At 47.7% G+C, this 24,661-nt stretch carries 21 protein-coding genes; 10 read left to right on the top strand and 11 right to left on the bottom strand.

Translation table 11 applies throughout. The features are described 5' to 3' along the window. Positions 1 to 8: 8 nt before the first annotated feature. The 4 genes from DES40_RS05655 to DES40_RS05640 all read right to left on the bottom strand — a co-directional run bounded on the left by DES40_RS05655 (position 9) and on the right by DES40_RS05640 (position 4,552). A complete protein-coding gene (locus DES40_RS05655; RefSeq protein ID WP_121099548.1) occupies positions 9 to 695 on the bottom strand; it encodes an MBL fold metallo-hydrolase in 687 nt (228 codons plus the stop codon). 556 nt (positions 696 to 1,251) lie between these two features. Then, a complete protein-coding gene (locus DES40_RS05650; protein WP_121099547.1) occupies positions 1,252 to 1,779 on the bottom strand; it encodes a peroxiredoxin in 528 nt (175 codons plus the stop codon). Positions 1,780 to 1,929: 150 nt separating this feature from the next. Next, a complete protein-coding gene (hisS, locus tag DES40_RS05645) occupies positions 1,930 to 3,408 on the bottom strand; it encodes a histidine--tRNA ligase (protein ID WP_121099546.1) in 1,479 nt (492 codons plus the stop codon). 625 nt (positions 3,409 to 4,033) lie between these two features. Next, a complete protein-coding gene (locus DES40_RS05640; RefSeq protein WP_121099545.1) occupies positions 4,034 to 4,552 on the bottom strand; it encodes a hypothetical protein in 519 nt (172 codons plus the stop codon). 940 nt (positions 4,553 to 5,492) lie between these two features. Between DES40_RS05640 and DES40_RS05635 the strand changes: the two genes are divergently transcribed. After that, complete coding sequence (locus tag DES40_RS05635) at positions 5,493 to 5,825, top strand: hypothetical protein (protein ID WP_121099544.1); 333 nt, start codon at positions 5,493 to 5,495, stop codon at positions 5,823 to 5,825. Positions 5,826 to 5,872: 47 nt separating this feature from the next. Here the strand turns inward: DES40_RS05635 and DES40_RS05630 are convergent, their stop codons facing one another. Both DES40_RS05630 and DES40_RS05625 read right to left on the bottom strand, forming a co-directional pair. After that, a complete protein-coding gene (locus DES40_RS05630; RefSeq protein WP_121099543.1) occupies positions 5,873 to 6,799 on the bottom strand; it encodes a hypothetical protein in 927 nt (308 codons plus the stop codon). A gap of 78 nt (positions 6,800 to 6,877) precedes the next feature. After that, positions 6,878 to 7,486 carry a peptidylprolyl isomerase gene (locus DES40_RS05625; protein WP_121099542.1) on the bottom strand — a complete coding sequence of 203 codons (609 nt, stop codon included), beginning with the start codon at positions 7,484 to 7,486 and terminating at the stop codon, positions 6,878 to 6,880. Between the two features lie 83 nt (positions 7,487 to 7,569). Between DES40_RS05625 and DES40_RS05620 the strand changes: the two genes are divergently transcribed. Next, positions 7,570 to 8,034, top strand: coding sequence for a hypothetical protein (locus DES40_RS05620; protein WP_147405862.1), 465 nt, complete (start codon positions 7,570 to 7,572; stop codon positions 8,032 to 8,034). Here the strand turns inward: DES40_RS05620 and pgi are convergent. Then, on the bottom strand, positions 8,031 to 9,602 hold the full coding sequence (gene pgi, locus DES40_RS05615; protein WP_121099540.1) for a glucose-6-phosphate isomerase: 1,572 nt from the start codon (positions 9,600 to 9,602) through the stop codon (positions 8,031 to 8,033). The genes DES40_RS05620 and pgi overlap by 4 nt on opposite strands. A 67-nt stretch (positions 9,603 to 9,669) precedes the next feature. Further along, entirely contained in the window at positions 9,670 to 10,479 is an 810-nt protein-coding gene (locus tag DES40_RS05610; protein WP_121099539.1) for a PPK2 family polyphosphate kinase, read from the bottom strand. Positions 10,480 to 10,664: 185 nt separating this feature from the next. Here DES40_RS05610 and DES40_RS05605 point away from each other — a divergent pair, with 185 nt between their 5' ends. Next, positions 10,665 to 12,026: a TadE/TadG family type IV pilus assembly protein gene (locus DES40_RS05605; RefSeq protein ID WP_121099538.1), complete on the top strand. Its 1,362-nt coding sequence runs from the start codon at positions 10,665 to 10,667 to the stop codon at positions 12,024 to 12,026. Position 12,027: 1 nt separating this feature from the next. On the opposite strand, the gene DES40_RS05600 is transcribed toward DES40_RS05605, so the two are convergent. Beyond that, entirely contained in the window at positions 12,028 to 13,830 is a 1,803-nt protein-coding gene (locus DES40_RS05600; RefSeq protein ID WP_121099537.1) for an ABC-F family ATP-binding cassette domain-containing protein, read from the bottom strand. 338 nt (positions 13,831 to 14,168) lie between these two features. Between DES40_RS05600 and DES40_RS05595 the strand changes: the two genes are divergently transcribed. Continuing rightward, positions 14,169 to 17,672, top strand: a complete 3,504-nt coding sequence (locus DES40_RS05595) for a mechanosensitive ion channel domain-containing protein (RefSeq protein ID WP_121099536.1) — start codon at positions 14,169 to 14,171, stop codon at positions 17,670 to 17,672. 3 nt (positions 17,673 to 17,675) lie between these two features. Here DES40_RS05595 and DES40_RS05590 read toward each other — a convergent pair whose 3' ends face one another. Then, complete coding sequence (locus DES40_RS05590) at positions 17,676 to 18,845, bottom strand: alkane 1-monooxygenase (RefSeq protein ID WP_121099535.1); 1,170 nt, start codon at positions 18,843 to 18,845, stop codon at positions 17,676 to 17,678. Between the two features lie 113 nt (positions 18,846 to 18,958). Here DES40_RS05590 and DES40_RS05585 point away from each other — a divergent pair, with 113 nt between their 5' ends. The 5 genes from DES40_RS05585 to DES40_RS05565 are packed head-to-tail and all read left to right on the top strand — an operon-like array spanning position 18,959 to position 23,196. Next, the gene (locus DES40_RS05585) at positions 18,959 to 19,543 is read left to right on the top strand and encodes a TetR/AcrR family transcriptional regulator (RefSeq protein ID WP_121099534.1); all 585 of its coding nucleotides are present in this window, start codon (positions 18,959 to 18,961) and stop codon (positions 19,541 to 19,543) included. A gap of 29 nt (positions 19,544 to 19,572) precedes the next feature. After that, positions 19,573 to 21,552: a TonB-dependent receptor gene (locus DES40_RS05580; protein WP_170144895.1), complete on the top strand. Its 1,980-nt coding sequence runs from the start codon at positions 19,573 to 19,575 to the stop codon at positions 21,550 to 21,552. A gap of 17 nt (positions 21,553 to 21,569) precedes the next feature. Further along, positions 21,570 to 22,634 (top strand): peptide chain release factor 1, encoded by a 1,065-nt coding sequence (gene prfA, locus DES40_RS05575; RefSeq protein ID WP_121099532.1) that lies wholly within the window; start codon positions 21,570 to 21,572, stop codon positions 22,632 to 22,634. Next, positions 22,631 to 22,855, top strand: coding sequence for a hypothetical protein (locus DES40_RS05570; protein WP_121099531.1), 225 nt, complete (start codon positions 22,631 to 22,633; stop codon positions 22,853 to 22,855). The genes prfA and DES40_RS05570 overlap by 4 nt, the downstream gene beginning before the upstream one ends. Before the next feature lie 2 nt (positions 22,856 to 22,857). Continuing rightward, the gene (locus tag DES40_RS05565; RefSeq protein WP_121099530.1) at positions 22,858 to 23,196 is read left to right on the top strand and encodes a hypothetical protein; all 339 of its coding nucleotides are present in this window, start codon (positions 22,858 to 22,860) and stop codon (positions 23,194 to 23,196) included. Positions 23,197 to 23,201: 5 nt separating this feature from the next. Here DES40_RS05565 and DES40_RS05560 read toward each other — a convergent pair whose 3' ends face one another. After that, on the bottom strand, positions 23,202 to 23,585 hold the full coding sequence (locus DES40_RS05560; protein WP_121099529.1) for a hypothetical protein: 384 nt from the start codon (positions 23,583 to 23,585) through the stop codon (positions 23,202 to 23,204). Positions 23,586 to 23,918: 333 nt separating this feature from the next. Here DES40_RS05560 and tolQ point away from each other — a divergent pair, with 333 nt between their 5' ends. Then, positions 23,919 to 24,659 (top strand): protein TolQ, encoded by a 741-nt coding sequence (tolQ, locus tag DES40_RS05555; RefSeq protein ID WP_233345443.1) that lies wholly within the window; start codon positions 23,919 to 23,921, stop codon positions 24,657 to 24,659. Positions 24,660 to 24,661 lie beyond the last annotated feature (2 nt).

Here is a 24,661-nt window from a genome sequence, read left to right as displayed (position 1 = left end):
ACTCAGGCTTAGCCGGGCCCAGAATGATTAGCTTGGCTATTGCCGATGACGCGGTCGCCAACATAGGGATTATCCGCCCGCTCACCACCAAATGTCCCCATAGGGCCATGGCCCGGTACAAAGCGCATATCATTTCCTAGCGGCCAGAGCTTGTTTGTGATGCTGTCTATCAATTGTTGATGATTGCTTTTCGGGAAGTCCGTTCGCCCGACAGAGCCGCGAAAGAGTACATCGCCAACGAAAGCGATTTTCATATCTTGGTTATATATAACGACATGTCCCGGCGTATGGCCCGGTGTATGGACCACGCCAAATTTAACGCCGCTAAGTTCCAAAACATCGCCGTCTTCTAGATAACGGTCAGGGACAACATTTTTTCCCATACCTGCATGGCCATATTTCGACCATTGGTCAGAAATACTGTCCATCCAAAATTGGTCATCCTTGTGCGGGCCTATGACCTCTACATTTAGCTTTTCACGAATTTCATCCGCGCCGCCCGCATGGTCAAGATGACCATGTGTTAGCCAAATTTCTTTCAGCTTTATTCCCATCTCGTCGAGGGTTTCTTGTAAACGCGGGGCTTCTCCGCCCGGATCGATAAGCACGCCTTCTTTGGTGTCCACATCATAGAGAAGGGAGCAATTTTGCGCAAAAGGCGTAACAGGAAGAAGTTTAAGATCTAATCGGGCCATGAACGCTATGTGAACAGCTAGGCGGTTTGGGTCAAGAGGAGAGACTGTATCGCGAACAGTTCAGCCAAGGTTCAGATTGAAAACTGTATTCAGAGTGCAGGGATTAGGTTCCCTCTCTCTTCTCAACTATGCCCTGTCGGCCTCCCGACGGGGTTTTTTTTGGTCTTAATGCGCGGCCCAGACAACACGGTAGAGACAACGCGGCCCAGACAGGGCGGCAAAGAACGCCATATTGCGGCGATAATGATTATGCCTGAGCGTTAAGTATCAAGTTTAGAAATATCGTGTGTAGGCAGAATCATTAAGTCCTCTCCACATTCACCTATATGAAGTTCTTGTCATGTTTTGGACACATAGAGGAGAGGTGGGGTTCGATAGACAAGGTTATTCCCTTCGAACTTGTGGAATTTGTGTAAGAATAGTCTCAAAAATTTGGGCGGAGTTTGCCCATATTTTTGAGGAGCTTCAAATTTAATTATACACAAAATGCACTGGGCGGTGCAGTGATGCACCGCCTATTTTTTTGCCCCATAGGGGGGGCGAAGGCTATTGAGCCTTATTCGCCGTTCTTAATGTAGTTCAACATTGTATCGGCATCAGACACTTCGAATGGGTCTGTTGGGCAATCATCGCCAAAATCTTTCTCTACGAACATTTTTTCAATTGTGCCGTCATTCACAAGCATTGAATAGCGCCAGCTACGCATACCAAAGCCAAGATTGTCTTTTTTGACAAGCATGCCCATCTTGCGTGTGAAATCGCCAGATCCGTCAGGCAGTAAGAAGATGTTCTTATTACCTTGGTCTTGACCCCATTTATACATGACGAAGGCATCGTTTACGGACAAGCAAACGACTTCATCAACGCCTTGGGCTTTGAAGTCTTCGTAAAGCGCATCATAGCGCGGAAGGTGTGAAGTGGAACAGGTTGGCGTGAAAGCGCCGGGTAGAGCGAAAACAACAACTTTTTTACCCGCAAAAAACTCGCCAGTATTGACGTCTTTCCACTCAAAAGGGTTGTCGCCTTCAAGCGCGTCATTACGAACGCGGGTTTTCAATGTAACATTTGGGACAGTTGTACGCATGATGAATCCTTATCACAATAAGTTGATTTTCGCGACATATAGGGGGATTAGACAGACGTTCAACCCCCGTGACAGAGAAAGTCTAAACTTAATTGTCACAGGCTGGGGCTGCACAGATTCTAGCGGGGCTAATGGCGGCTTGGCGTGATTTTAGCCAAGCATCGCTTTCACAGCCGAGACGAAATTACCACGCGCGACAGTCTCTTGGGCGGGGCGGCTGGATTTCCATTCTTCGTTAGATTCGATGGCTTTGGCGGCTTTCGCGCCTTCATATAAATCTTTCAAAGTGACTTCGCCTTTTTCCAACTCGTCACTGCCGACAAGAACAGCAATCTGGGCATTGCGGCGATCCGCATATTTCATCTGTTTCGTCACATTGCCGGCGCCGACAAAGACTTCTGCACGAATCCCTTCGGCGCGAAGTTCAGCGGCCATTTTGAAATACTCGCCCATAAGCGATTTATCAAAAGCGCAAATAATCACGGGCGGTTTTACGCTGTCTTCGACGGCGTTCATACGGTCAAGCGCCGAGAGGAAACGCGAGACGCCAAAGCTAAACCCTGTGGCGGGGACTTGTTGTCCGCGGAAACGCGAAACCAAATCATCATAACGTCCGCCGCCGCCAATAGAGCCAATACGAACAGGGCGGCCTTTGCGGTCACGAATATCGGCCAGAAGCTCTGCCTCGAAAACAGGGCCAGTGTAATAGCCAAGGCCGCGCACGATAGAGGTATCAAAGCTTACGCGGTCAGGGCCAAAGCCCGTAGCGGTCAGGATTTTGTCAATCGCGGCGAGTTCGGCGCAGCCTTCACGGCCTCGCGCGGAATCGCCGACCAAGCCTTCGAGGGTCGAAATGGTATTGCCGCGGTCGGGGTCAGAGGCGGTTGTAAAGCCTAGAACGGCTTTAATTCCAGCGGGGTTGAGTTTTGCGCCGTCTGTGTAATCACCGCTTTCATCTTCGCGGCCTGCGCCAAGCAAAGCCTCGACGCCATCTTCGCCAAGGCGGTCAAGCTTATCAATAGCGCGAAGAACTTGGAGACGCTGCACCGCGCCTTCATCTGTATTGGGGACGCCTGAGCTTTCCAAAATCCCATCGAGCAATTTGCGGTTATTCACGCGGACAGCATATTGTCCGTCTTTTAATCCTGCGGCGCGCATGACCTCGGCGGCCAGCATAATCATTTCAGCATCAGCGGCAGGGCCTGCCGCGCCGACGCTATCGGCATCACACTGGACAAATTCACGGAAACGTCCGGGGCCTGGTTTTTCATTTCGGTAAACGCTGCCCGCTTGGTAACGGCGATAAGGTTTCGCGAGCGCGTCATAATTTTCCGCGACAAATCGGGCCAGCGGCGCGGTGAGGTCATAGCGAAGCGATAGCCATTGCTCGTCATCATCTTGGAGGGCGAATACACCTGTATTCGGCCGGTCGTCATCAGGCAAAAATTTACCCAACACATCTGCAAATTCAAAAGCAGGCGTCTGAAGGGGTTCAAACCCGTTCATATCATAAACAGAAAAAGCCGCATCAATCAGCTTTCGCTCAGCGCGAAGCAGCTCGGCAGGTTTATCTTCAAAACCACGCGGACGACGCGCTTTGGGACGAAAAGGTTTTTGCTTTTTACTCATGCGAGGGGCTTTAGCGGGGGCAGGGGAAAAGGTGAAGTGTTTTATGTGGGCATTGAGAGATAGCAGTGAAACAATGCGCATGAAACGAATAATTCGGAGTGATGCGTTTATGTGATCCGTATCATCGTTCGACTTATCGCTCCTGCATAATGATAATCAACAAGTCATGTAAGTGAAGCGTTACTGCGTTGTGGAAGGCGATATTGATTAAAAGCTAGAGGCAATCAATAGAAAGAAAGGGGCCAAATGACCCCCTTCCAGAGTTTAAAACAGCCTACTTAACAGTGTAGGCACCTTATATGCGCTCTTACATATTCGGTTCTACCGTAGCGTTCCCGAGTATAAGCGCGGACGTGAAAGCAAAAGCAAACACCAGTCATAATATGACTCCGTATCAAGTTGCACCTTGAACTATTCGCTTCTATGTGTCAGAATCCTATTGTTGATCAGGGGTAACTTGCACACTGGCTTAATAGTTGGTAGCGCGGGCTTACTACCGAACCAAGAGCCGCATCGTCCTGTTGTAGCAGGGTTAAGATGCGGTTCTTTTGGTTTTGGGGTAACGTAACGGTTCCGGTGGTTACGCTCCCTATTCTTATCACATTAGTCTCTCCATAGTTGCGGCCTAAAAAGGGATTTGTTCGTCTAAATCGAGGTCGTCGCTGTTACGTTGGGTTGCTGTATCACCTGAATTATTAGGCTCTTTGGTTGTGTAGTAACCCTTACCGCTTTCACCATTCCATAACATCTCACTCTTGTTGACCATTCTCCACAACTTATTCGTTATGTAATTGCGTTTGTGGACAGTTCCGAAGCGACGATAAAGTTCGACTAAAATCGTATCTATATTGGCTTCGCGGTCGTCAGAGGCATTGATGATTGTAAAAATTTGATCCTCAACATCGTCGGTCTTGATGGCTGAAAGTTCGGCTCTAAGCTCTTCAGGAAGGTCTGATATGTCGCCAAGTGTCTTGGGAACGGGCTTCGTAATGGAACGAAGATGTTTAACCTCCTCAAACATATCCGATATAGCCGCCTTATCAACAGTCCAAACATCCCAATTTCCCACACCTGGCATATGTTTGCTTAAGGACTTTTCATATTTGGAGATGATTTTTTTGATAACATTGTCGTACTTGGCCATAATTAGCTCCTAATGAATCATTAAGGTCATCGTCCAAAGTAGACCTTGGCATTGAATAAATTGGCGCACGTTCCGAATCGGGATGGGAGCTCTTGCAATGCCTGTTTAACTGTAAATCATAATCAAACAAGAGAGTCCAGTGTTTATCTCTATTTTTTCTGTGCAGTTTTCTCTGCACTATAACTCTTGTGTTTTCTTTGCTCTAAAAATTGCATTGCAAGTATGTGATACTTTTCCATGGATACGAACAAATCGTGAAAACCTAAGAAAATCAATAACTATTGTGCGGAGGGTTTGGTTGTGCGGATATGTCTAATCTCTCCTTTTCGTTACCATATCTCTAAGGCTCTGTGTCTCTAAGCCTCTGGTGAAACCATTGACATAGATATTGATATAGACTTTGACCTTAATCGGAATGGTGCTGCGCGGCGCACTATTTCTGCGCTCCTACACAAAGATTCTCATCTTAACCTTGCGTACTCCCCTGTGTGGCCGCGTTTTTTACCTATTGTTTCCCCGCCTCATTTCTATGGGGTATTGTCGGGATGTTCCGCTCTTATGGGCCTAAGCGTACGTTGGTTTAGAAGAGGGGATGACATGCGCCGTTAAACGATTTTGGCTGTAACGGGCCGAAAGCTATTAGGCGGTCTGATGCGTGCTATTAACGCCTTGTAATAAGGGGTCTTTTGGCCGTCAGCGGAGAAACATGTCACTGCGGGGGCGCAAAGCGCCTTGAATTCTATGGGCAAGGTTTCGGCCTTGGCCATGTGTCGGGCATCTTTGCTGTGTAAGGGTGTGAAAATCAATTTTTAGCTATCCACGGTTTCCAGACCGACACTCTTTGACCTCCCGCAGACGCCCATTTTTCGCAATACTTATCAGGTAGTACCTATCAAAGAGAGCCAATCAAGAGAGACAGAAATAAGAAGGAATAAAGAGAATGCCCCGCGCGAAACGGTTTAATCACGCCCGTCACAGGGCGAGAAAACATTATTATCAAAGTTTACGACTGGAGGAGAATATCCAAAAGTTAAAAGCACAAAGGCGCGCGCGCCTGCCAGAAGATCTAAGCGACACAGAAGCGCAGTTAATCCATGACCTGACTGTCTTACGACATTCGGCCAGATTTGAGGCGATGGAGCTTGAGCTCTATAATCATCAACGCGCTATGGCGGGTCTGCCTCCGCTGAAATCCGTTCCGCCCGATACACCCCAGTCGCGGAGCCTTTTGCGGTTAGAGCGTGAAATGGCTGGGATGTTGGGACGGTTATGATGCCTGTCTAGTGGCGGCGTGCCCCCTTGGCCAACGCCGCTTAGGCGCTATTGATTCAAATTTCGACAGGCGGGGATAAAGCTATTCCACGCGCTGATACTGCCAAACAAATTAATGCGGAGTTTGCTCGCTTTGTCGCCTTCGCCAAGTTGGAAATAGCCCCATTCGCCTTGGGTTAAATCAGTGAACATGGGATCGTCTAGGGATTGCACCAGAATAGGCGAAATCGCGCCATCCGCCCCACCGTCGCCAAAGGGTAAAGGCCCAACCTCTATCGGATAGACACGCGTTGCGGTTTTATCGGTCTCGACTTGGAACGTCGTTTGGTCGCCATTGCGAAGCCCCGCAGCTATCAATTGAACATAGCTCGTGACATTTGTGCCATCACATTGAGATATCCAAACGAAGTTATCGGTCTCGGGAACAGATAACATTAAGATAGGAGAATCGCCGCCATAGCCCTGCCATTTGAAATCAGCGGGGAGGGTCTCAAAGCCATTCGCGCTCCATTCAAATGCCAAACTGCCGCCGACAGTTTCTGACGCTTCGTTCTGGTCTTTAACAGGCTGTAAGCTGCATTCTAAGGTCGAGCCGTCCGAGAGGGTCAAAAAGCCGTTTACGCCTTTGGCGCGGAATTCCATCTGGTCGTTTACATAACGCATGCCAGAGCCCGAAACTGCGCTTTGCATGTGGCTCGAAGGGGCCACTTCATCAGGATAGGCCGTTTGATAGGCCTTAGAAAATTCAAATCCGACAATGCCCTTATTGGTGTTTTCGGGATCGAGGTAAAAATAATGCTGCCCATTCAATTGCGCGTCACAGTAAAATTTTTCGGAAATTTCCAGAGAGGCGACAGAAGAGACGTCCGTGGAGGCATCTGGGTTCTCAGAGGGAGCAGGTTCCGCCGTACCGTTCGAACAAGCCGCCAATACTAAGGCTGACCCTGCAAGTGTTAAGGTTAGAAATTTAATCATATGCCCCCGCTTTCTTTATATAGATTACTCAGAAGTCTTCATTTTAAACGCATCCATCATTTTGCCCATGCCGGAAGATTACATCCGATAGGCTTGGATAATTTTGACGGGTTTGGTCAAGATTTGACCCGTCGTCACATTGTCTCCGGAAAGTCCTTGGGCTTCCAAGGCTTGGATTTTGCGTATGACGTCCATACCTTTTACGACTTTGCCGAAAGTGGCGTAGCCTTGTCCATCTGGATTGCGCTTTCCGCCATAATCAAGAAAATCATTATTGCCTATATTGATGAAAAAATAGGCGGCGCTGCCCGATCCCGGTTCAAGGCGCGCAATAGACACGACGCCTTCTTTATTAGACAGGCCCGTCTCTGTCGTCAGCTCATGCGCAATCGGATCCGTCAGCGGTTCGCTATCCAGACGCCCACCTTGGATAAGGCTCATGCCCATTTCAAGCGGATCATTATCGGGGCGCACAACGCGGTAAAATCCTTGGTCATTGTAAAATTTATTATCAACATAGGTCAGGAAATCCCCGCCCGAAATTGGTGCCTTGTCAATATAGACTTCGATTTCAATATTGCCTTGCGTCGTTTCCATCATAACAACGGGGCGGTGCGGTGGTTTCGAGCAAGCCATCAAAACCAAGGCCAAGAGAGTGAGTGAGACGAATGCGAAATATTTTGACATGAAAGCTTGATAGTCAGGATAGCCTATCTTTCAAAGGCTTTTCCGCCTAAACTTTAAATTTTAAACCCGTGAGCAGAGATAGAATGATGAAACTTAAATATATTTTCCCGATAATGGCGGCGTCGCTTTTCTGTTTTCCTGCGGCCGCAAAGCCGTCTCTTAATGATATTCAGGGCTGCCAAGCGGTTCTCGACTTTGTGGACGCCAGAGTGGGGACGGTTTCTAAATATGACGAAAAGGATGTCAAAATTATCCAAAGCGCGTTGAGAGACTATAATAAATTTTTGCAAGACGAACATATCGCACCGGGGCTACTCGCTTTTACAGGCGGGGATGAAAACAAAGCCAAAGCCTTTCAAACGCAAATTGACGCTTATAAATTGACGATTGTTCAGGGGCTTAAACAGCGTCATCCGCAACCCCGTATTTTTACAGATCAAGCCGTGTCGATTAATGGCTGTTATAGCAAGGCCCCCATGAGCGCCGACAAAACGCCCGTGATGAAAGAGGCGCTAGAGACGATGGTGAAGCTGGCAAAACAGGGTTAGGTTACTAACCCCATGAGCGCGGTCGTGCTGGCATCATGATGGCCCGTTTCGCCTGCTTTCATTTCGTCCAATATTGTGGTGGCTAGAACTTTACCTAATTCAACGCCCCATTGGTCGAAACTATTCACATTCCATATAACGCCTTGGACAAAGACTTTATGCTCATACAGCGCAATCAAATGGCCCAGTGCAAAGGGGCTCAGTTCATCCAGCGTAATCGTTGTCGAAGGCCGATTGCCGGGGAAGGTTTTTTGAGGGGCAAGAGCATCAATATCAGCGCGGTCACCCAATTCTTTACGCACAATGGCTTCGGGTTTTCCAATCATCAAGGCCTCAGATTGGGCAAAGCAATTCGCAAGGAGGGCGGCATGATGTTCGGGTCTGTTTTCATGGTCTTTTAGAACGGCAACGAAATCGACGGGTGCGCCGCCATTGCCGCCAAGTCCTGTGCCTTGGTGTAACCATTGAAAGAAAGCGTGCTGTCCATTTGTGCCTTCATCCCCCCATATAACGGGACAGGTCATGCCGGCGGGCTCTCCATCTCGTGTGGCGCCTTTGCCGTTACTTTCCATTTCAAGCTGCTGAAGAAAAGCGGCGAGTTTACGAATGCGGCGAGAGTAGGGGATAACAGCCAGGCTGGAATAGCCCATCGCATTACGGTTCCAAATCCCCGTAAGCGCCATCATCACCGGTAGGTTTTCTTGTAAAGGTTGGTCTCTGAAATGCATGTCCATCGCTTCGGCACCCTCCAAGAACTCAGAGAACACATCAGGGCCATAGGCAATTTGCAGAGACAATCCAACGGCACTCCAAACAGAATATCGACCGCCGACCCAGTCCCAGAAATCAAAGATGTTTTCGGTTTTAATCCCAAAGTCTATGGCGCGCTCTCTATTGGCGGTGACCGCAAGCATATGCTCTCCGGCTTTATCGCCAAGGCTTTCAGACAGCCAAGCCCGTGCAGACAGTCCGTTCATTTTGGTTTCTTGCGTGCCGAAACTTTTGGAGACGATAATGACTAAGGTTTCTTTGGGGTCGAGGCCAGACAGTGCATCATTTATCGAAGCGCCGTCAACATTCTCAGCGAAACGAAGTGTCAGGGCTTGTTCTGCCATCGCTTCAAATCCATCAGAAACAAGACGAGGGCCAAGGTCAGAACCGCCAATGCCGATATGGACTATGCTTTTAAATTTACCTTCAGCGCGGATTTCATCCGCAAATTCGGCCATATGGCGGCGCATTTGGTTGACATCATCTTGGATGTCTTTGGTGCCGCCGACACCGCGAAGGGCCATATGCAGAACAGCGCGATCTTCGGATGTGTTGACGGTTTCGCCGGCAAAGAGTTTGGCTCGCCATTCCTCAAGATGGCATTTGGCGGCCAAATCAAGCAAGGCATCAAGGGCGTTTCCGCTTATGGCTTGCTTAGAGAAGTCAGCCCGAAGCGGGCCTTCACGCATAACAAAGCGGTCAAGTCGGTTAGGCTCTGTGTTGAACAAATCAACAATGGCGGGAGCCTGTGATGCGAGCGCTTCAAGATTTTTGAACAAAGATTTTCTATCAGTCATTATCGGGGTCACTCTTTAAATTATTTCAAGGCTTAATATGATTTCAAGGCTTAGGTGGTTTCAAGGTTTAGATGATTTCAAAGTCATCAGGACGATACCCCGGATCAGGATAACGCGGATCCATTTTTTCGAGGGTTTCACGAAGAATAGATCCGATAATCGCCCCGCGCGTCGAACGGCTATCGGATGGAATGACATGCCAAGGCGCGTGATCTGTTGATGTCCGGTTTAACATTGTTTCATAAGCCTCCATGAAGTCAGGCCATAGCTTCCGATCCTCTAGATCATTTGGATTGAACTTCCAGCGTTTGTCAGGATTGACCAAGCGGTCTTTGAGGCGTTCAGCTTGTGTTTCAGGGCTTATGTTGAGCATGAATTTCAGAACGGTCGTTCCGTTTTCTGTCAAGAGACGCTCAAAGTCGTTTATTTGCGCATAGCGTTTTTCAACGGCTTCGGCAGGGGCAAATTTGCGGACTTTGACCACTAATACATCTTCGTAATGCGAACGATTGAAGACTGTAATTTGGCCTTTCTGTGGACAGACCTTATGAACCCGCCACAGATAGTCATGCGCGAGCTCTTCTTTGGAAGGGGATTTAAAGCTCGCGACATTGACGTTTAAGGGCGGCGTGCGGCCAAACAAGGCTGCGGTTGTCCCATCTTTACCAGATGTATCCATGCCTTGTAGCAAGACGATCAGGGAACGGTTGGCTTCGCCGTAAAGACGGTGCGACAGATCAGAGATAGCTTTGGCATTATCTTTTATATGGTTTTTAGCGGATTTTTTATCTGAGAATAAGTTTACGCGTGTGGGGAGGCTCGCCAATTTTACGGGGCCGTTACCGAGAATGTAATCCTGCGTATTTATTACCGTCATCGTTTGCTTCGCTTCCTTTATTATTCTTTTGGTGTGGTACAGAGACCTGCCGAGAAATGAAAGATGTAAGATGAAGACACGGCCTCTTTATTCAATAGCTTTGTATAAATTTACCCTTTGGAAACCCTGTTTTAAAAATTTAACTTTACCAATTCGGCGTAAAGTTCAGGCCTGTAGTGGGTTTGATGATGGCATTTAAACAAAAAATTCGAGGCTATAAAGCCAATGAGGACGGCCAATTTGCTGTCATCACGGCTATTATTGCTGTGCCGCTATTAATGGCGACCAGTGCCGCAATCGATTATACGAATGCTATGCGCGAGCATAAATCCATCAAGGATGCCTTGGATAATGCCGTGTTATCAGCGGCAACAAATAACCGTATTTCAGATTCCGAACGTGTGACGCTGGCGAAATTTCATTTTGATCAAAATTATACGGGACGCGCCAATATTGTGACAGAGGGCACCTCTGAAAATGGCCGTGTTGACCTGTGGGCTAACGGGTTACTGCCGTATTCTGTCTCTGATGCCCTTGGGTTAAGTGGGGTAAAGCTTTATGCTAAAAGCGCGGCTCAGCGCTCAGAAAAAGAAGTCATATGTGTTTTGGCTCTCTCTAAATCTCTAAAAGATTCTATTAAAATAAAGGGTAATGTTGAGTTTTTCGCGCCGACTTGTTCCGTGCATTCCAATTCCGAATCATCAACGGCGATTAATTCAGACTCTAGCAAGACTCCCCTCGCTAAATCTTTTTGCGCGACAGGGGGCGTGAAGGGGCCATTCAGCCCTTATGCCAAAGGCGATTGTTTGCCTGTGGAAGACCCATATTTAAATGTGGAGCTACCCGAAATTGGGCCCTGTGTTCCGGAATATAAATTCAAAAAGGGTAAAAATGACGACGATGATGACGACGACGACGATGATGGCGGGCTAATCGGCGGCGCATTGGGGCTTGTCGGAGATATTATCGAGGAATCTTTAAACCTGACAGGCAGTAATTCTACATTCTATCCAGGCACTTATTGCGGGGGCCTGACTGTAGACGGGATTAATGTTAATTTTAAGCCGGGTGACTATATTATGTTAGACGGGGCTTTGACCTTTAAAAATGGGGCAGAAGCCGATGCCGAAGACGTAACTTTTGCTTTTTCAGGTGACAAAGCGTTGTTAAATATTCAGAGCGGATCCAATGTCCGCGTGAAAGCCCCCTCGGATGGTCCGCGAAAAGGTTTGGCCTTTATGGGAATGGCTTCGCCAAGTGAGAAGCTCAAAATCCTTGAGAAAAACAAGGAAGGCGATCAAAATAAAATTGAAGGTGGCGCGTCTCTTGAAGTGCTTGGGACTGTCTATTTCCCGACAAAGACATTGAAAGTAAAAGGCGAAGATACCCAGATGGGCGCAAAAGCCCCCGCCACGAGCTTTATTGCGCAAAAAATAGAACTGGATGGGAAATCTGGCGCAAGGGTTCAAGTCAATGTGGATCACCGTGCCGCTGACCTGCCGCCTATTGAGCCCCGCGCCGAAGACGGAGCGGTTCTCGTTGAATAGCTCAGCCCTCGGCTTCCTCGCGTAGCATCTCAAGCTCAAGCCATTCTTCTTCGGCGGCCTCTAGGTCTGACTGTGCTTTTTGCAGCGCTGTAGAGGCTTTAGTGAAGCCATCAGGGTCCTTTGTGTAGAAGTTTGGGTCTGCCATTTTTGTTTCTAGGGTTTCGATTTGCGCCGAGAGCGTTTCCATTTCTTTCGGTAACTGCTCAAGACGAAATTTATGCTTATAGGACAGTTTGGAGGATGATTTTTTAGGGGCCGCAGTTTGAGACGCGCCGCTTTTTTTGCTCTCTGTTTTAGACTTTCTGGCTTGGACGCCGACGCCGCGCTGCGCCATCATATCTGAATAACCGCCGGGATAGATTTGCCATTCTCCAGGCCCTTCATAGGCCAGAGTGCGTGTCACGGTTCTGTCTAGGAAATCCCTGTCATGGCTGACAATGATGACAGTGCCGTTATAATTGGCGACCATCTCTTGTAATAAGTCGAGTGTCTCTAGGTCTAAATCATTGGTCGGTTCATCTAGGACCAAGAAATTACTGGGCAGGCGTAGCCCTCTTGCCAGTTGAAGGCGGCCCCGTTCTCCGCCTGAAAGTGCATGTAAGGGGGTTCGAGCTTGTTCAGGCAAGAAGAGGAAGTCTTTCATATAGCGCATAACATGGACAGAATTACCGCCCACTATCACTGTATCATTACCGCCATCCGTCAGCGCATCTTTCAGAGTCCATTCTGGATCAAGGCTCTCACGTTTCTGGTCAATGACAAGCGATTCAAGATTGAGCCCAAGCTCGACTTGGCCTTCATCGGGGACAAGGTCGCCCATGATGATTTTCAGCAGGGTCGTTTTCCCCGCGCCATTTGGCCCAACCAGCCCCAGACGTTCTCCGCGGTTAATGCGCAAAGAGAGATCTGTGACAATTGGGCGTTCCCCAAAGCGATGGGAGACGTCACGCATACGCACAATTTGCTTAGAAGAGTTATTGGCTTCGGTTACCGTAATTTGGGCGTTGCCTTTGACTTTTCTCTGGTTTTTGATTGTTTCTCTCAGCGTGCCGAGTTCTTTTAAGCGCCGGACATTGCGTTTGCGGCGTCCTGATACACCGTGAACAACCCAGTGTTGCTCGCGGTGAACTTTGCGTTCCATTTTATGACGCTCTAACTCTTCTTGTTCTAGGAAATCATCTCGCCAGTCTTCGAAATGTGCGAAGCCTTTATCAAGGTCGCGCGTTTCGCCTCTATCCATCCATACCGTTCGCCGGGAGAGGCTTTCCAGAAAGCGTCTATCATGAGAAATAAGAATGATGGCACTTTGGCTACGCGCGAGTTCTTCTTCGAGCCATTCAATTGCGGGTAAGTCCAGATGGTTTGTAGGCTCGTCGAGCATGAGAATATCAGGGTCGGGGGCCAATGTTCGGGCAAGAGCCGCACGGCGCATTTCACCGCCGCTCATAACTTTGGGGTCTTCGTCTCCTGTCAAGCCAAGGGCGTCCAATAGATAGGGTATTCGCCCGCCATCATCCGCACCGACCAGCCCGTCTGCGATATAGTCGCGGGATGTCGCGAAGGCAGAGAGGTCGGGTTCTTGGGGGAGATAGCGCCAGCTTGTGCCGGGCTTTACGAACCGCTCACCGCTATCATGCTCTACCAATCCCGCTGCGATTTTCATCAAGGTCGATTTGCCAGAGCCATTACGGCCCACAAGGCAGAGGCGCTCTCGTGGATAGACCATAAGGCTGGCATTTTCGATAAGCGGCGTACTCCCAAAGGTAAGCGCTATCTCGGATAAGGTGAGGAGTGGTGGAGCCATGGCGGCGGTTTACGCAAGGCGAAGCCGAAAGGGAAGCCATTACCCTTGTCTTTTGCTTTATAATTGCAGGGCTTTCATAGTCACCACCGCATGTTGCGGCATAATTTCAGGGGCTACGCATACCTTAGACGGTAAAGAATACGGAATTGTAACGGAAATGACTGCCGAAATATGACAATAGGCTTGAACTTTAATCGACAAAGTTACGAATTAATTATATGGCTTTATGAAAGGCCTCATGCTCTAATTTTACGGACTTAATATTTGAAATCCGTAAGGTTTTTCGGCGGAGCAAAACCATCAGTGTCAGACGTTGCATGATACGATAAGGAATTTTGATGACAGTTTTGACCCGTAAGCTTTATATCTTACTCTCCACAATCATTTTGATTGCGTGTAGTTTTAATTTGGCCTCGGCACAGCAAACGCCGCAAGCGCCTCTCTTATCTGTGAGTGAAATTGATACACGTATCACCAATTTGAAAGACAATTCAGAGCTAACAGAAGAGCAAATTAAAGCGGCCACAGAATTATACCAAGAAGCCAAACGTCGTTTGGAAGCTTCAGTAGCGGCTAAAGAACAGAAAGTGCAATTCGAGTCTGAGCTCGCGAACGCTCCGAAAACACTACAGACATTAGAAGCAGAAATTCAAATCGCCAATCAGGCTTTGGCAGAAACCTCTAAGGAAGACGAAGCCCTAAGCACGGAATCAATGCGCCAAGAAGACTTGCTCGCTTTGGAACAAGAACTTGTGCAGAAAGAATCCGAGCTTCGCACAATCAGAGCCGAGCTAGAGGGATATCGAGATAGTCTTCAGGCCATCACAAATCGTCAAACAAATGCGCCAAGAGAACTAGTCGATGCGCGGGCGGAGCTTGCCAAAATCACGGCTGCTTTATCTGAGTTTTCTGCAGATAGCGAAGATGTTGTCGGTGCCGCGCGGCAAGCCAATTTACGCATCAGAAACAATTATAGGCGTTTGCAAATTGCGGCTCTAGAGCTTGAGATCGCAGGGCAGTCTAATCGTTTAGAAATTATGACTGCGCGTCAAAATTTAGCTGATTTGAAGGCGCGTGCCTTGTCACTCGAAGTACAAGCCATGCAAGAGCTTACAGGGCAGCGGAGATTGAATGAGGCTTTACAGCTCCAAGAAAGCGTCAAAGTTCAATCAGAACTCTATGCTGGTCAGCATCCCATTCTCACGAATATATCTGAGCAAAATGTGCAGCTTGCGGAGCAGGCACGGTTATTAGCGTCGACTAAGGCGAATATCTCTCGAAACACAGCGACGACGCGGTCTCGCCATGACCAAGTATTAGAGGACTTAAATGTCGCCAAGCAACTCTCTCGGCTTGAGAGTTTGGACAGAAATGCTGGGGCGACTTTGCGGCGATTGGGTAATCAGCTTGAATCCGTTCCGAGTATTCGCTCCTCTGTTAAGCAGACCCAGAGCGAGTTGATTGATGCTACGCGGCAAAGACTAATCGCGCTTGAGGCCCTACGCGATTTGCCGATTGGGCGTGTGGACCCACAGCAAATTTTGAAACGTGCCCGTCAGGCTGATGCGACCATTGCCGATTTCACGCCCGAAGATATTACTGCATTGGAATCCCTTTATAATTCTAAGCGCATTTTATTACGCCGTATTCAAACCGAGGGTCTGGCGCGCGTCAGCGATTTGGAAACTTTGCAAAAAGCACAGAAAGATTATTTGGGCGCGACCGAAGAACTGCAAAGCCTGCTAGATGAGAAATTGCTTTGGATACCAAGCGTCCCTGCCATTGGCTTGGACTGGGCGCCTAAAATCGTGAAGGGGAGCTTGGAGCTATTTTCAGCAGAGCATCTGACTCTGATGACGAATACGCTTATTACTCAACTCAGCCGTTTTTGGCCTTTAGTCTTGGTCTTTGGTGTTATCATCCTGGTTTTATATCGTTCGCGGACAGGATTGGTTGAAGAGATAAGAGAGCGCGCAAAGAAAGTCGGGCGTGTTCAACAAGACAGTGCTTGGCATACGCCGACCGTTATCGGAATTGGCTTTTTAATCGCCGCGCCTTTACCTCTGTTTTTATTGCTATTAGGCGGGTTGATGGCTTTGGTCGAAGTTCCAGATCCATTTATCGAGGGTCTGGAAGACGCCTTTTTCTTTGTTGCGCTCTTAAGCTTTATATTTCTGACTTGGCGCGCATGGGATAGAGAGAAATCGCTCTTTAGCGCTCACTTCAAAATGCCAAATGATTTGCGTAAGGCGGTAAACAAAGAGCTACGTTGGTTCATCCCCGTGATGGGGGTTTCCTCTGGGCTATTGGCGCTTACAACGGATATGGACACCACAGATATATATGAAGGGTTCTCGCTCTTTGTCTTTATTTTTACGGCTCTGACACTCGCCTTCTTTGGTTTCAAGGTGATTTGGTGGGATAGAAAGCTCGTTAAAGCGCAAACTGACGAAGGGTTCTTATCACGGCATCGGTTATTGGTTTCAGCGATTATGATTGCTGGCCCCATCGCTGCGGCGGGTGTGGCTGCGGCAGGGTATTATGAAACTGCAGATGAACTGCTTTGGCGTTTCTTTACCTCCAGCGTGTTGCTCTTAATGACTTATATTGTTTGGGGCACCATTCGCCGCATGATTGTTGTCGCGCAGCGCCAATTGAAATATCGGCAAGCCTTAGAACGCCGTGATGCGGCGATTAAGGCCCGACGGGAAAAAGAAGCCGCCGAAGAACGCGGCGAAGAAGTTGCGCCGCCCCCTCTGGATACCAAAGAAATCGATGTATCGACGCTTACACGTCAGTCTTCGCAGCTCCTCAATACAATTATCATCATCGCTTTCACGGTCTTTATGTGGATGAATTGGTCGTCATTGGTGCCGGCTTTGTCAATCTTTGACAGTATCGAGGTATGGACAATCAATACGGGCGATATTGATGCGGCCACACAGCAACCCATCGAATTACCGATTACGATGTGGAATATACTTCAGTCGCTCTTTATCTTGGGATTGACGTTTATTTCGGCTCGGAACTTACCCGGTTTCCTTGAGATATTTGTTTTGAATAAACTCGGCGTAAACCCGGGCACTCGTTACGCGGTTGTGACCATTTTGGGTTATACCATTGTAGCTGTCGGTGTGATTATGGGGTTCAATCGCATGGGGTTTGAATGGTCACAGTTAAAGTTCGTCGCGGCAGGTCTTTCTGTGGGTATCGGTTTTGGTTTGCAGAAAATCATTGCGAACTTTGTTTCAGGTCTGATTATTTTGTTCGAACGCCCCATCCGTATCGGAGATTACGTCACTATTGGAGAGCAGAGCGGGACTGTTTCTCGCATTAAAATTCGAGCGACAACGCTTTCTGATTTGGATAATCGTGAAATTCTTATCCCGAATGAAGCCTTAATTAGCGAACGCGTGACGAATTGGACGCTTTCTAATTCTGTGACGCGTTTAGTGGTAAGTGTCGGTATTGCTTATGGCTCTGATACGGAAAAAGCCCGAACGCTTATTTTGGATACAGTTAAGGCCTTGCCTAAAGTGCTTGAGACACCTGCGCCGCAAGTCTTGTTTATGGGCTTTGGTGACAGTTCCTTGAATTTCCAAATTCGAGTTTTCCTCCGTGCGTTTGATGATCGTGTGCCGATGACCCATACAATTCATACAGAGGTGAATAAGACACTAGCCAAGGCTGGGATTTCAATTCCGTTCCCACAAGTTGACCTTAATATCGTGTCGCAAAATATACCTTTGCAAATTGCTAGTCAGCAAATGGCAAAATCCAAGCCTAGAGCCACCGCCAAAGCGAAACCAAAGTCAAAGCCCGAAACTAAGCCAAGCAAATAAGCGTTAGTTTTGAGTGGCAGGTTGGTTTTGAGGCGCTTCTGTTAACCAGCTTTGCGCAAATTCATGGGTAAGAACTTTGTTCATGTCGCCGTCTACATTTCTTAGGACGAGCGGATCCATGACTTTGCGGAAAAGCGGAGGAACAAAGCCGATTAGAAACATTATCATATAGCCATAGGGCAGGGTGGGGACGTCTCTGAATTGGCGCAAATATTGATAATGACGCGATGGATTAGCATGGTGATCTGAATGCCGCGCTAAGTTAAAGCTCGTAAGGTTTGTGATTAAGAGATTGCAATTCCAGCTATGATGGGGCTGACAAGGTAAAAATTTTCCGTCTGGCCGTCTGTCCCTAAGTAGTCCGTAATGCGCAATGTAGTTTTGGGACGTTAGTGCCGTTGCGGAAATGAACCATGCCATCAGCATATAGGCCAAGACAGTCACACCAAATATGGCCGTCATTATACTCCACAGGCAAATACCCAATAGGGTTGAGGCGACGACCTCGTTCTTTAATGAAAAACGGGAGTAACCTTTTCTGGCGGCGCGCTTGCTCTCAATTTTCCACGACCGTTTCCACGCGCCGGGATATTCTCTTGTCGCGAATTTATAATAACTCTCTCCAAAACGCGCCGTCGCATGATCACGCGGCGTCGCAACATCTGCATGATGGCCCATATTGTGTTCAATTCTGAAATGACCATAAAGGCTGGGTAGGAGCATAAGAATGGCGACCCATTTTGAAAACTTATCCGTTTTATGACCTGTTTCATGGCCGGCATTAATGGCAAAGGCGAGCCCCCAGCCATGACTGATGCCAAGGGCCAGATAGATATCCCAAGGCCAAGCTTGCTTGGTGAAAAACCAAGCGCCGCCAATCCAAGTTAGGTAAATCATAGGGAGCATGGCATGTACCATGAACTTATAAAAACGCGACTGATGCATCTCGTCTTGGACTAATCCCAAGAGATCGTGTTTGTCATTACCAATCAAAAAATCAAGGACAGGGACAAGAATATAAAACTGAAACACAGGGAGCCAAACCCAATGCGGATTGCCTGTATAAAGGGCTAGGCCAATGCCTATTAGTGGTGTGGTTGGAAAGGTAAGCGATATGAGCCAGAGGTGTTTTTTTAACTCAGGTTGAGAACTTAAACTTTCCAGAGTGGCCATCTATTCCCCCTATTGATAAAATTATCAATAGTAATTATTCGTGAATTGTCAACTTGCGATAGGTTTGAAGTCAGGCCATTGAAGACATTAATTTATAAATTGAGTCTTTTAATATGCCGAGCCGTCGCCGTTACTCCCCAGAAAAAAGAAGAGAGCAGCTCGTCCTTGTTTCCATCGAAACATTTGCAGATATGGGCATAGAGAGAACAGGACATGGCGATATTGCCAAACGTGCCGGTGTATCCACAGCAACTGTTTTCAATTATTTTCCGACCAAAGAAGCTTTAACTGTCGATGTCCTAAGAGAGATTGAAACACAAATTATCGCTATGTTCGAGTCTGTCAAAGAAACGGATGATAACCCTAGAAATCAATTTATGGCTTTGTCTAAAGCCTATGAGGATATGATATCGGCGCACCCAGCCACGATTAAAGCCTATTTATCTTGGTCTGTTTCGTTCAATCCAGATTTAAGGCCGCAATATTTAGAGATGCAAACCAGAATAATAAACATGGTCCAGGCCAAGTTGCCTAAGGCGTTACAAACACAATCGGATGCTTTGATTATTTATAATGCGGCAAATATGATTGCGATAATGACCTTTGATAATCGGCCCCAAGACGTCATCCAAGATTTCACAGAGCGGCTCTTAACGGCTCTCTTGACCAGTAAAAAGAGCCATAGTCTATGCAAGTAAATTGTAAGCTAGGAACGCGCCTGACATTAATGTCTAGTGCTTTATTCGCGCTTGGCCTGATGGGCACACAAACGGTCTATGCGCAAACTGCCGCGGGTGACGAGCTCGTTGTCTATGGCATTTTTGATCGTGAAGAAACAATTGTTAGAGTGCCTGCTAGTGTGGATGTTTTGGAGGCTGAGCTGCTAGATAGTTTGGCAGTCGTTCACCCTGCAGAAGCGCTAAACGGGCTCTCTGGGGTCAATATTCATCGGGGTAGCGGGCAAGAGCACTTAACAGCTCTAAGGTCTCCGGTGTTGACAGGCGGCGCAGGAGCCGGGAGCTTTTTATATCTTGAGGGCGGGGTTCCCCTACGCGCCGCAGGATTTGCTAATGTAAATGGGTTGTTCGAGGGCGGTACCGAGTTCGCCAAGGCCATTGAAGTCTTTAAGGGGCCAGGTCCGGCGCAATATGGTTCAAATGCGGTTCACGGTTTAATTAATATAGAAGCCAAAGATGTGCTCGGGGCCAATGTTTTGCGCTTGATGGCCGGTGAGGATGGGTATTTGTCGGCTATGTCGAGTGTGAGACTTGGTAAGTTTCGGCTTTCGACGTCTGTTGTGTCAGATGATGGATTTCGAGAAGAAAGTGGTTACGATCAACAAAAGTTTCAATTGCGGTACCAAAATGAACTGGGCGATTGGGCTGTCGATTGGCTTTCTTCTTTCAATAATCTTAATCAAGAAACGGCGGGGTTTATACAAGGTGAGGAAGCGTATAGGGACGATGTTGTTCGTTTTACTAACCCCAATCCAGAAGCTTTTCGGGATGGTAAGAGCTACCGAACTCAAGCGCGGTTTTCTCGGGCGATTGGCGACAATACGCTGTCTCTAACGCCCTATGCTCGACGCGCAGAATTGCGTTTCCTTTGTCATTTTGTTCCGGGGCAGGCATTAGAAGAAAATGCCCATAGTTCCATCGGTTTGCAATCTGCTTATTTTGGGAAAAATTTTAATATTGGGGCAGACGTAGAATATACTGAGGGCACTTTATATGAATTTCAATCCAATCCGTCTCAATTCTCATTTGTGCAAGGATTGCATTATGATTATGACGTCAGTGCGTTTGTCGGCGCTGCCTATGCCCAGAAGAATTTTCAAATAACAGAACACACTATTCTGGATTTGGGGGTTCGCGCTGAATTTACCGAATATAACTATGACAATAATGCGACGGATGGACAATCGGGCCGCTTTATTCGTGTCGCTGATAGAACAGATCAATTTACGACAATTACGCCAAAATTAAGCCTGCTGCATAGTTTATCAGATGGCAACACCCTCTATTTCAGAGCGGCGCGGGGGTCTCGCGCCCCTCAGACCACTGATCTCTATTCTGTACAACTTAATCAACTGGCTGGGGAAGCTGATGTTGAAACATTGGACAGTCTTGAAATTGGTTTTAAAGGCCAGTTTGGACGAGTGAAAACAGACATAGCAATTTTTTCTCAGTGGAAGGACAATTTTTTCTTCAGAAACGCCAATGGTTTCAATGTAGTGGATGGCAAAACCCGGCATGAAGGGATTGAAGCGTCTTTCGACATACCGCTTTCTACATGGTTTACTGTGTCAGGCAGTGGGACACTAGCGAAACATAGTTATGACTTTTCGTTGGATGAAGGTTCTGCTGCAAATACAATTGTAAAAGGCAATCGAGTGGACACTGCGCCAGATACACTCGCCACCCTTCGGGCAATGGCGACGCCAAACACTAACAGCGCTATAGGGCTCGAATGGCGCCATGTTGGCGCCTATTTCACAAATCCTGGTAATACGGCCGAGTATAGGGGGCATGACATCTTTGTGCTGCGCGGACGGTATGATTTGAATTCACATTTTGGTCTGTTTGGACGTATTGATAACCTCTTTGACACAGACTACGCTGACAGAGCAGACTTTGCCTTTGGTAATGAACGCTATTTCCCCGGACGGCCCAGAACTTTATTCTTGGGTTTGACCTCTTCCTTTTAACGGACTAACTCGCCCTCATGCATATTCCTGATATAAAATTGGCTCAAGTTCTCGACCGGTTCGATCAAATCGCCGCCCGAATGAATGCCACGACAGATAGTGATGAAATCGTACAGCTCGGTAAAGATTATGCCGAATTGAAACCCATCGCCGATGGAGTCCGAAAATTACGTGATGTTCGGTCTGAAATGGAAGACCTCGAAGGCATGATGAAAGACCCTGAAATGGCCGCAATGGCCAAGGAAGAAATGCAAAGCCTGAAAGACAGTCTTCCTGCATTGGAAAAGGAAGTGTCTTTATTGCTGCTTCCCAAAGATAAAGATGACAATGCCTCTATCGTTTTAGAAATTCGCGCCGGAACGGGCGGAGACGAAGCTGCGATTTTTGCAGGCGATTTATTTTCCATGTATGCGCGCTATGCCTCGCTACAAGGCTGGAAAGTCGAAATTGAGAGCCAAGCCGATGCTGATATGGGCGGATATAAAGAAATTATCGCCTCAGTTTCTGGCGCAGGGGCTTATGGTAAAATGAAATTTGAATCTGGTGTTCACCGCGTGCAGCGCGTGCCTGTGACAGAAACACAAGGCCGCGTGCATACCTCTGCGGCGACTGTGGCGGTTCTGCCAGAACCTGAAGACGTAGATATTGGATTTTCAATGGGAGATGTGCGGGTTGATACAATGCGGGCCTCTGGTGCAGGGGGACAGCACGTCAATAAAACCGACTCGGCTGTGCGCATGACACATATTCCAACTGGGGTCGTCGTTGTTTGTGACGCTAAATCACAACATATGAACCGCGCCAATGCGGAACGCCTCTTAAAGATGAAGCTTTACGACATGGAAAAGCAACGCATAGATGCTGAACGAGCCGAAGAACGGGCTGGTCAAGTCGGCTCTGGGGACCGGTCAGAACGTATTCGTACCTATAATTATCCGCAAGGACGCGTGACCGACCACCGTATAGGTTTGACGCTCTATAACCTCGATAAAATTGTCGCTGGTGATGCGCTGAGTGACGTTGTCGATATGTTGATGGCCGAAGACCAAGCCGCGCGGTTGGCTCAAATGGAAGCGGGATGACAACGGAAAGAAAGCAAAAACTCCTGCTTTATGCCGTTTTGCTGATGATCATGTTTGCAGCGGCGTTGTTTATGAATCGACGTTTTGTGCAAATTGATACTTGTTTGGATAATGGTGCTGCTTGGGATTATGATAGAAATATCTGCTCTTTGGATTGCGTTGGTGACGGCAAAATATGGGTTGAAGAAAAGGCGGCCTGCTTGAATGTGAAAGAACGATAATAATGTATTGCCTCTCTTACCGCTTCACACTTTATACCCCCACGCCAGCCAATGAGGCGCAGTTTATTGCGTGCTGGTCTGGTATAACTGAGTTTTTCAAAGAGAGCGGCGGGGCTTTGGGGTCTCGTCTTCACAAAGGGGAGGACGGGGCCTTTTATGCCTATGCGCAGTGGCCCGACAAAAAGACTTTTGAAGCTGCAGATGAAATAATACCCAATGAAAAATTCATGAGATTGCGCATGGCTTGGGCAGAACTCTGCCGGCCCAGTGAAGTTTTATGGGCCGGAGATGTGTCTGCTGATTTACTCAAAAACGCGGCTAAACAAGGCGCGGCTGAATAAACCAATTATCCTGCGTCACCACCCATATTATCATCGGATAGAATTTCGCCGACGCCAGGCCCTGTATCGCCAATTTCTACGTCAGGCTCACATATGTCGATGACTTCTTGGTTGTTAGAGTCAACGTAAATAATTTGAGCGGGTTTAACCACACGGACTTGTTTTACCGTGGTTTCAATGGGCTCATAGGGTGGGTTATCAATCAAAGTCGTGGCATAGCGAGTTTGAGTCTCTGCAGGGATGATGACTTTGGTTAGTGCAGACACGGGCAGACATGTATTGACCGTTTCTGGCGGCAAAACGATTTGCGGTGCGTCTACAATTGGCGTTGTCGTACAGGCACTGATGAATAAAGCAGTTGAAAGCGTTAGGAAAGTCAAGCGGCGCATTGTGTCTCCGATCAATTGTTTGAGGTCTTATAGACCTTTAATCAGGTCAAAACTATGACGGAATTTATGTAAATGCAGAGCCTGTGCTGAATTTTCAGCGTGAGTGCCTTTATAAAGACATTATTTACCGCTTTAGCGTTTATGGTTAACTCTTTCTTTCCTTGCCAAAATTAAGGGTTGCGAACATGTATAGAAAGCAGATGTTACAACCTGTTAATTGGTGACTTGCTCTGACCATGACTAGTCTGCACATGATTAGGAATGGTACGGGTTCTTTTCAAAGTCGATTTTGACGGCGAAAACACCGGAATGTAATTTTAGAGGTCAAAAACTATGTCGGCAGACCCCATGTTAATGCAACTCGCACTACAAGTGACAACACTAGACCCTGTTTCTAGTGGTGACTTCTCATTTTGGTCACTTTTTATGCGGGCAGGATGGGTCGTTAAAGGGGTAATGATTGTCTTGGCGCTGGCGTCTATCTGGTCTTGGACTGTGGCCATAAACAAGCTGTTTATGTTTTATGTCCTGCGCCGCAAAGCGACCGACTTTGAAGATACATTCTGGTCAGGCCGTACTTTGGATGATCTGTCGGCCTCACTGGGCAGTGATACGCGGGACCCTATGGCACGTATTTTTTCTGCGGCTATGCGCGAATATAATGAGAGCCTAACGACCCCGCGGTCTGAGGGCGCATTACAAAGTACGCGTCAGAGAATTGATTCCGTGATGAATCTCGTCATCAATCGCGAAATGGCAAAGGCGGAAAAAGGCATGTCGGTCTTAGCCACCGTGGCTTCAGCTTCGGTCTTTGTCGGGCTGTTTGGTACAGTTTGGGGGATTATGAACTCTTTTCGCGCCATTGCCGTAAGCCAAAACACAAATCTTTCTGTTGTGGCCCCCGGGATTGCCGAAGCTCTGTTCGCTACGGCTTTGGGCTTGGTGGCTGCGATCCCCGCTCTTGTTTTTTATAATAAGTTTAGCTCAGATCTAGATAGCTATGGTGGACGTATCGAAGGCTATGCAGACGAGCTATCCGCTATCCTTTCTCGTAAAATCAGTAAGGGTAAATAAAG

It is taken from the genome of Litorimonas taeanensis (assembly GCF_003634015.1).
Taxonomy (GTDB): Bacteria; Pseudomonadota; Alphaproteobacteria; order Caulobacterales; family Maricaulaceae; genus Litorimonas; species Litorimonas taeanensis.
The sequence above is the reverse complement of the archived record's forward strand: the minus strand, read 5'-3'. Positions and strand labels throughout refer to the sequence as shown.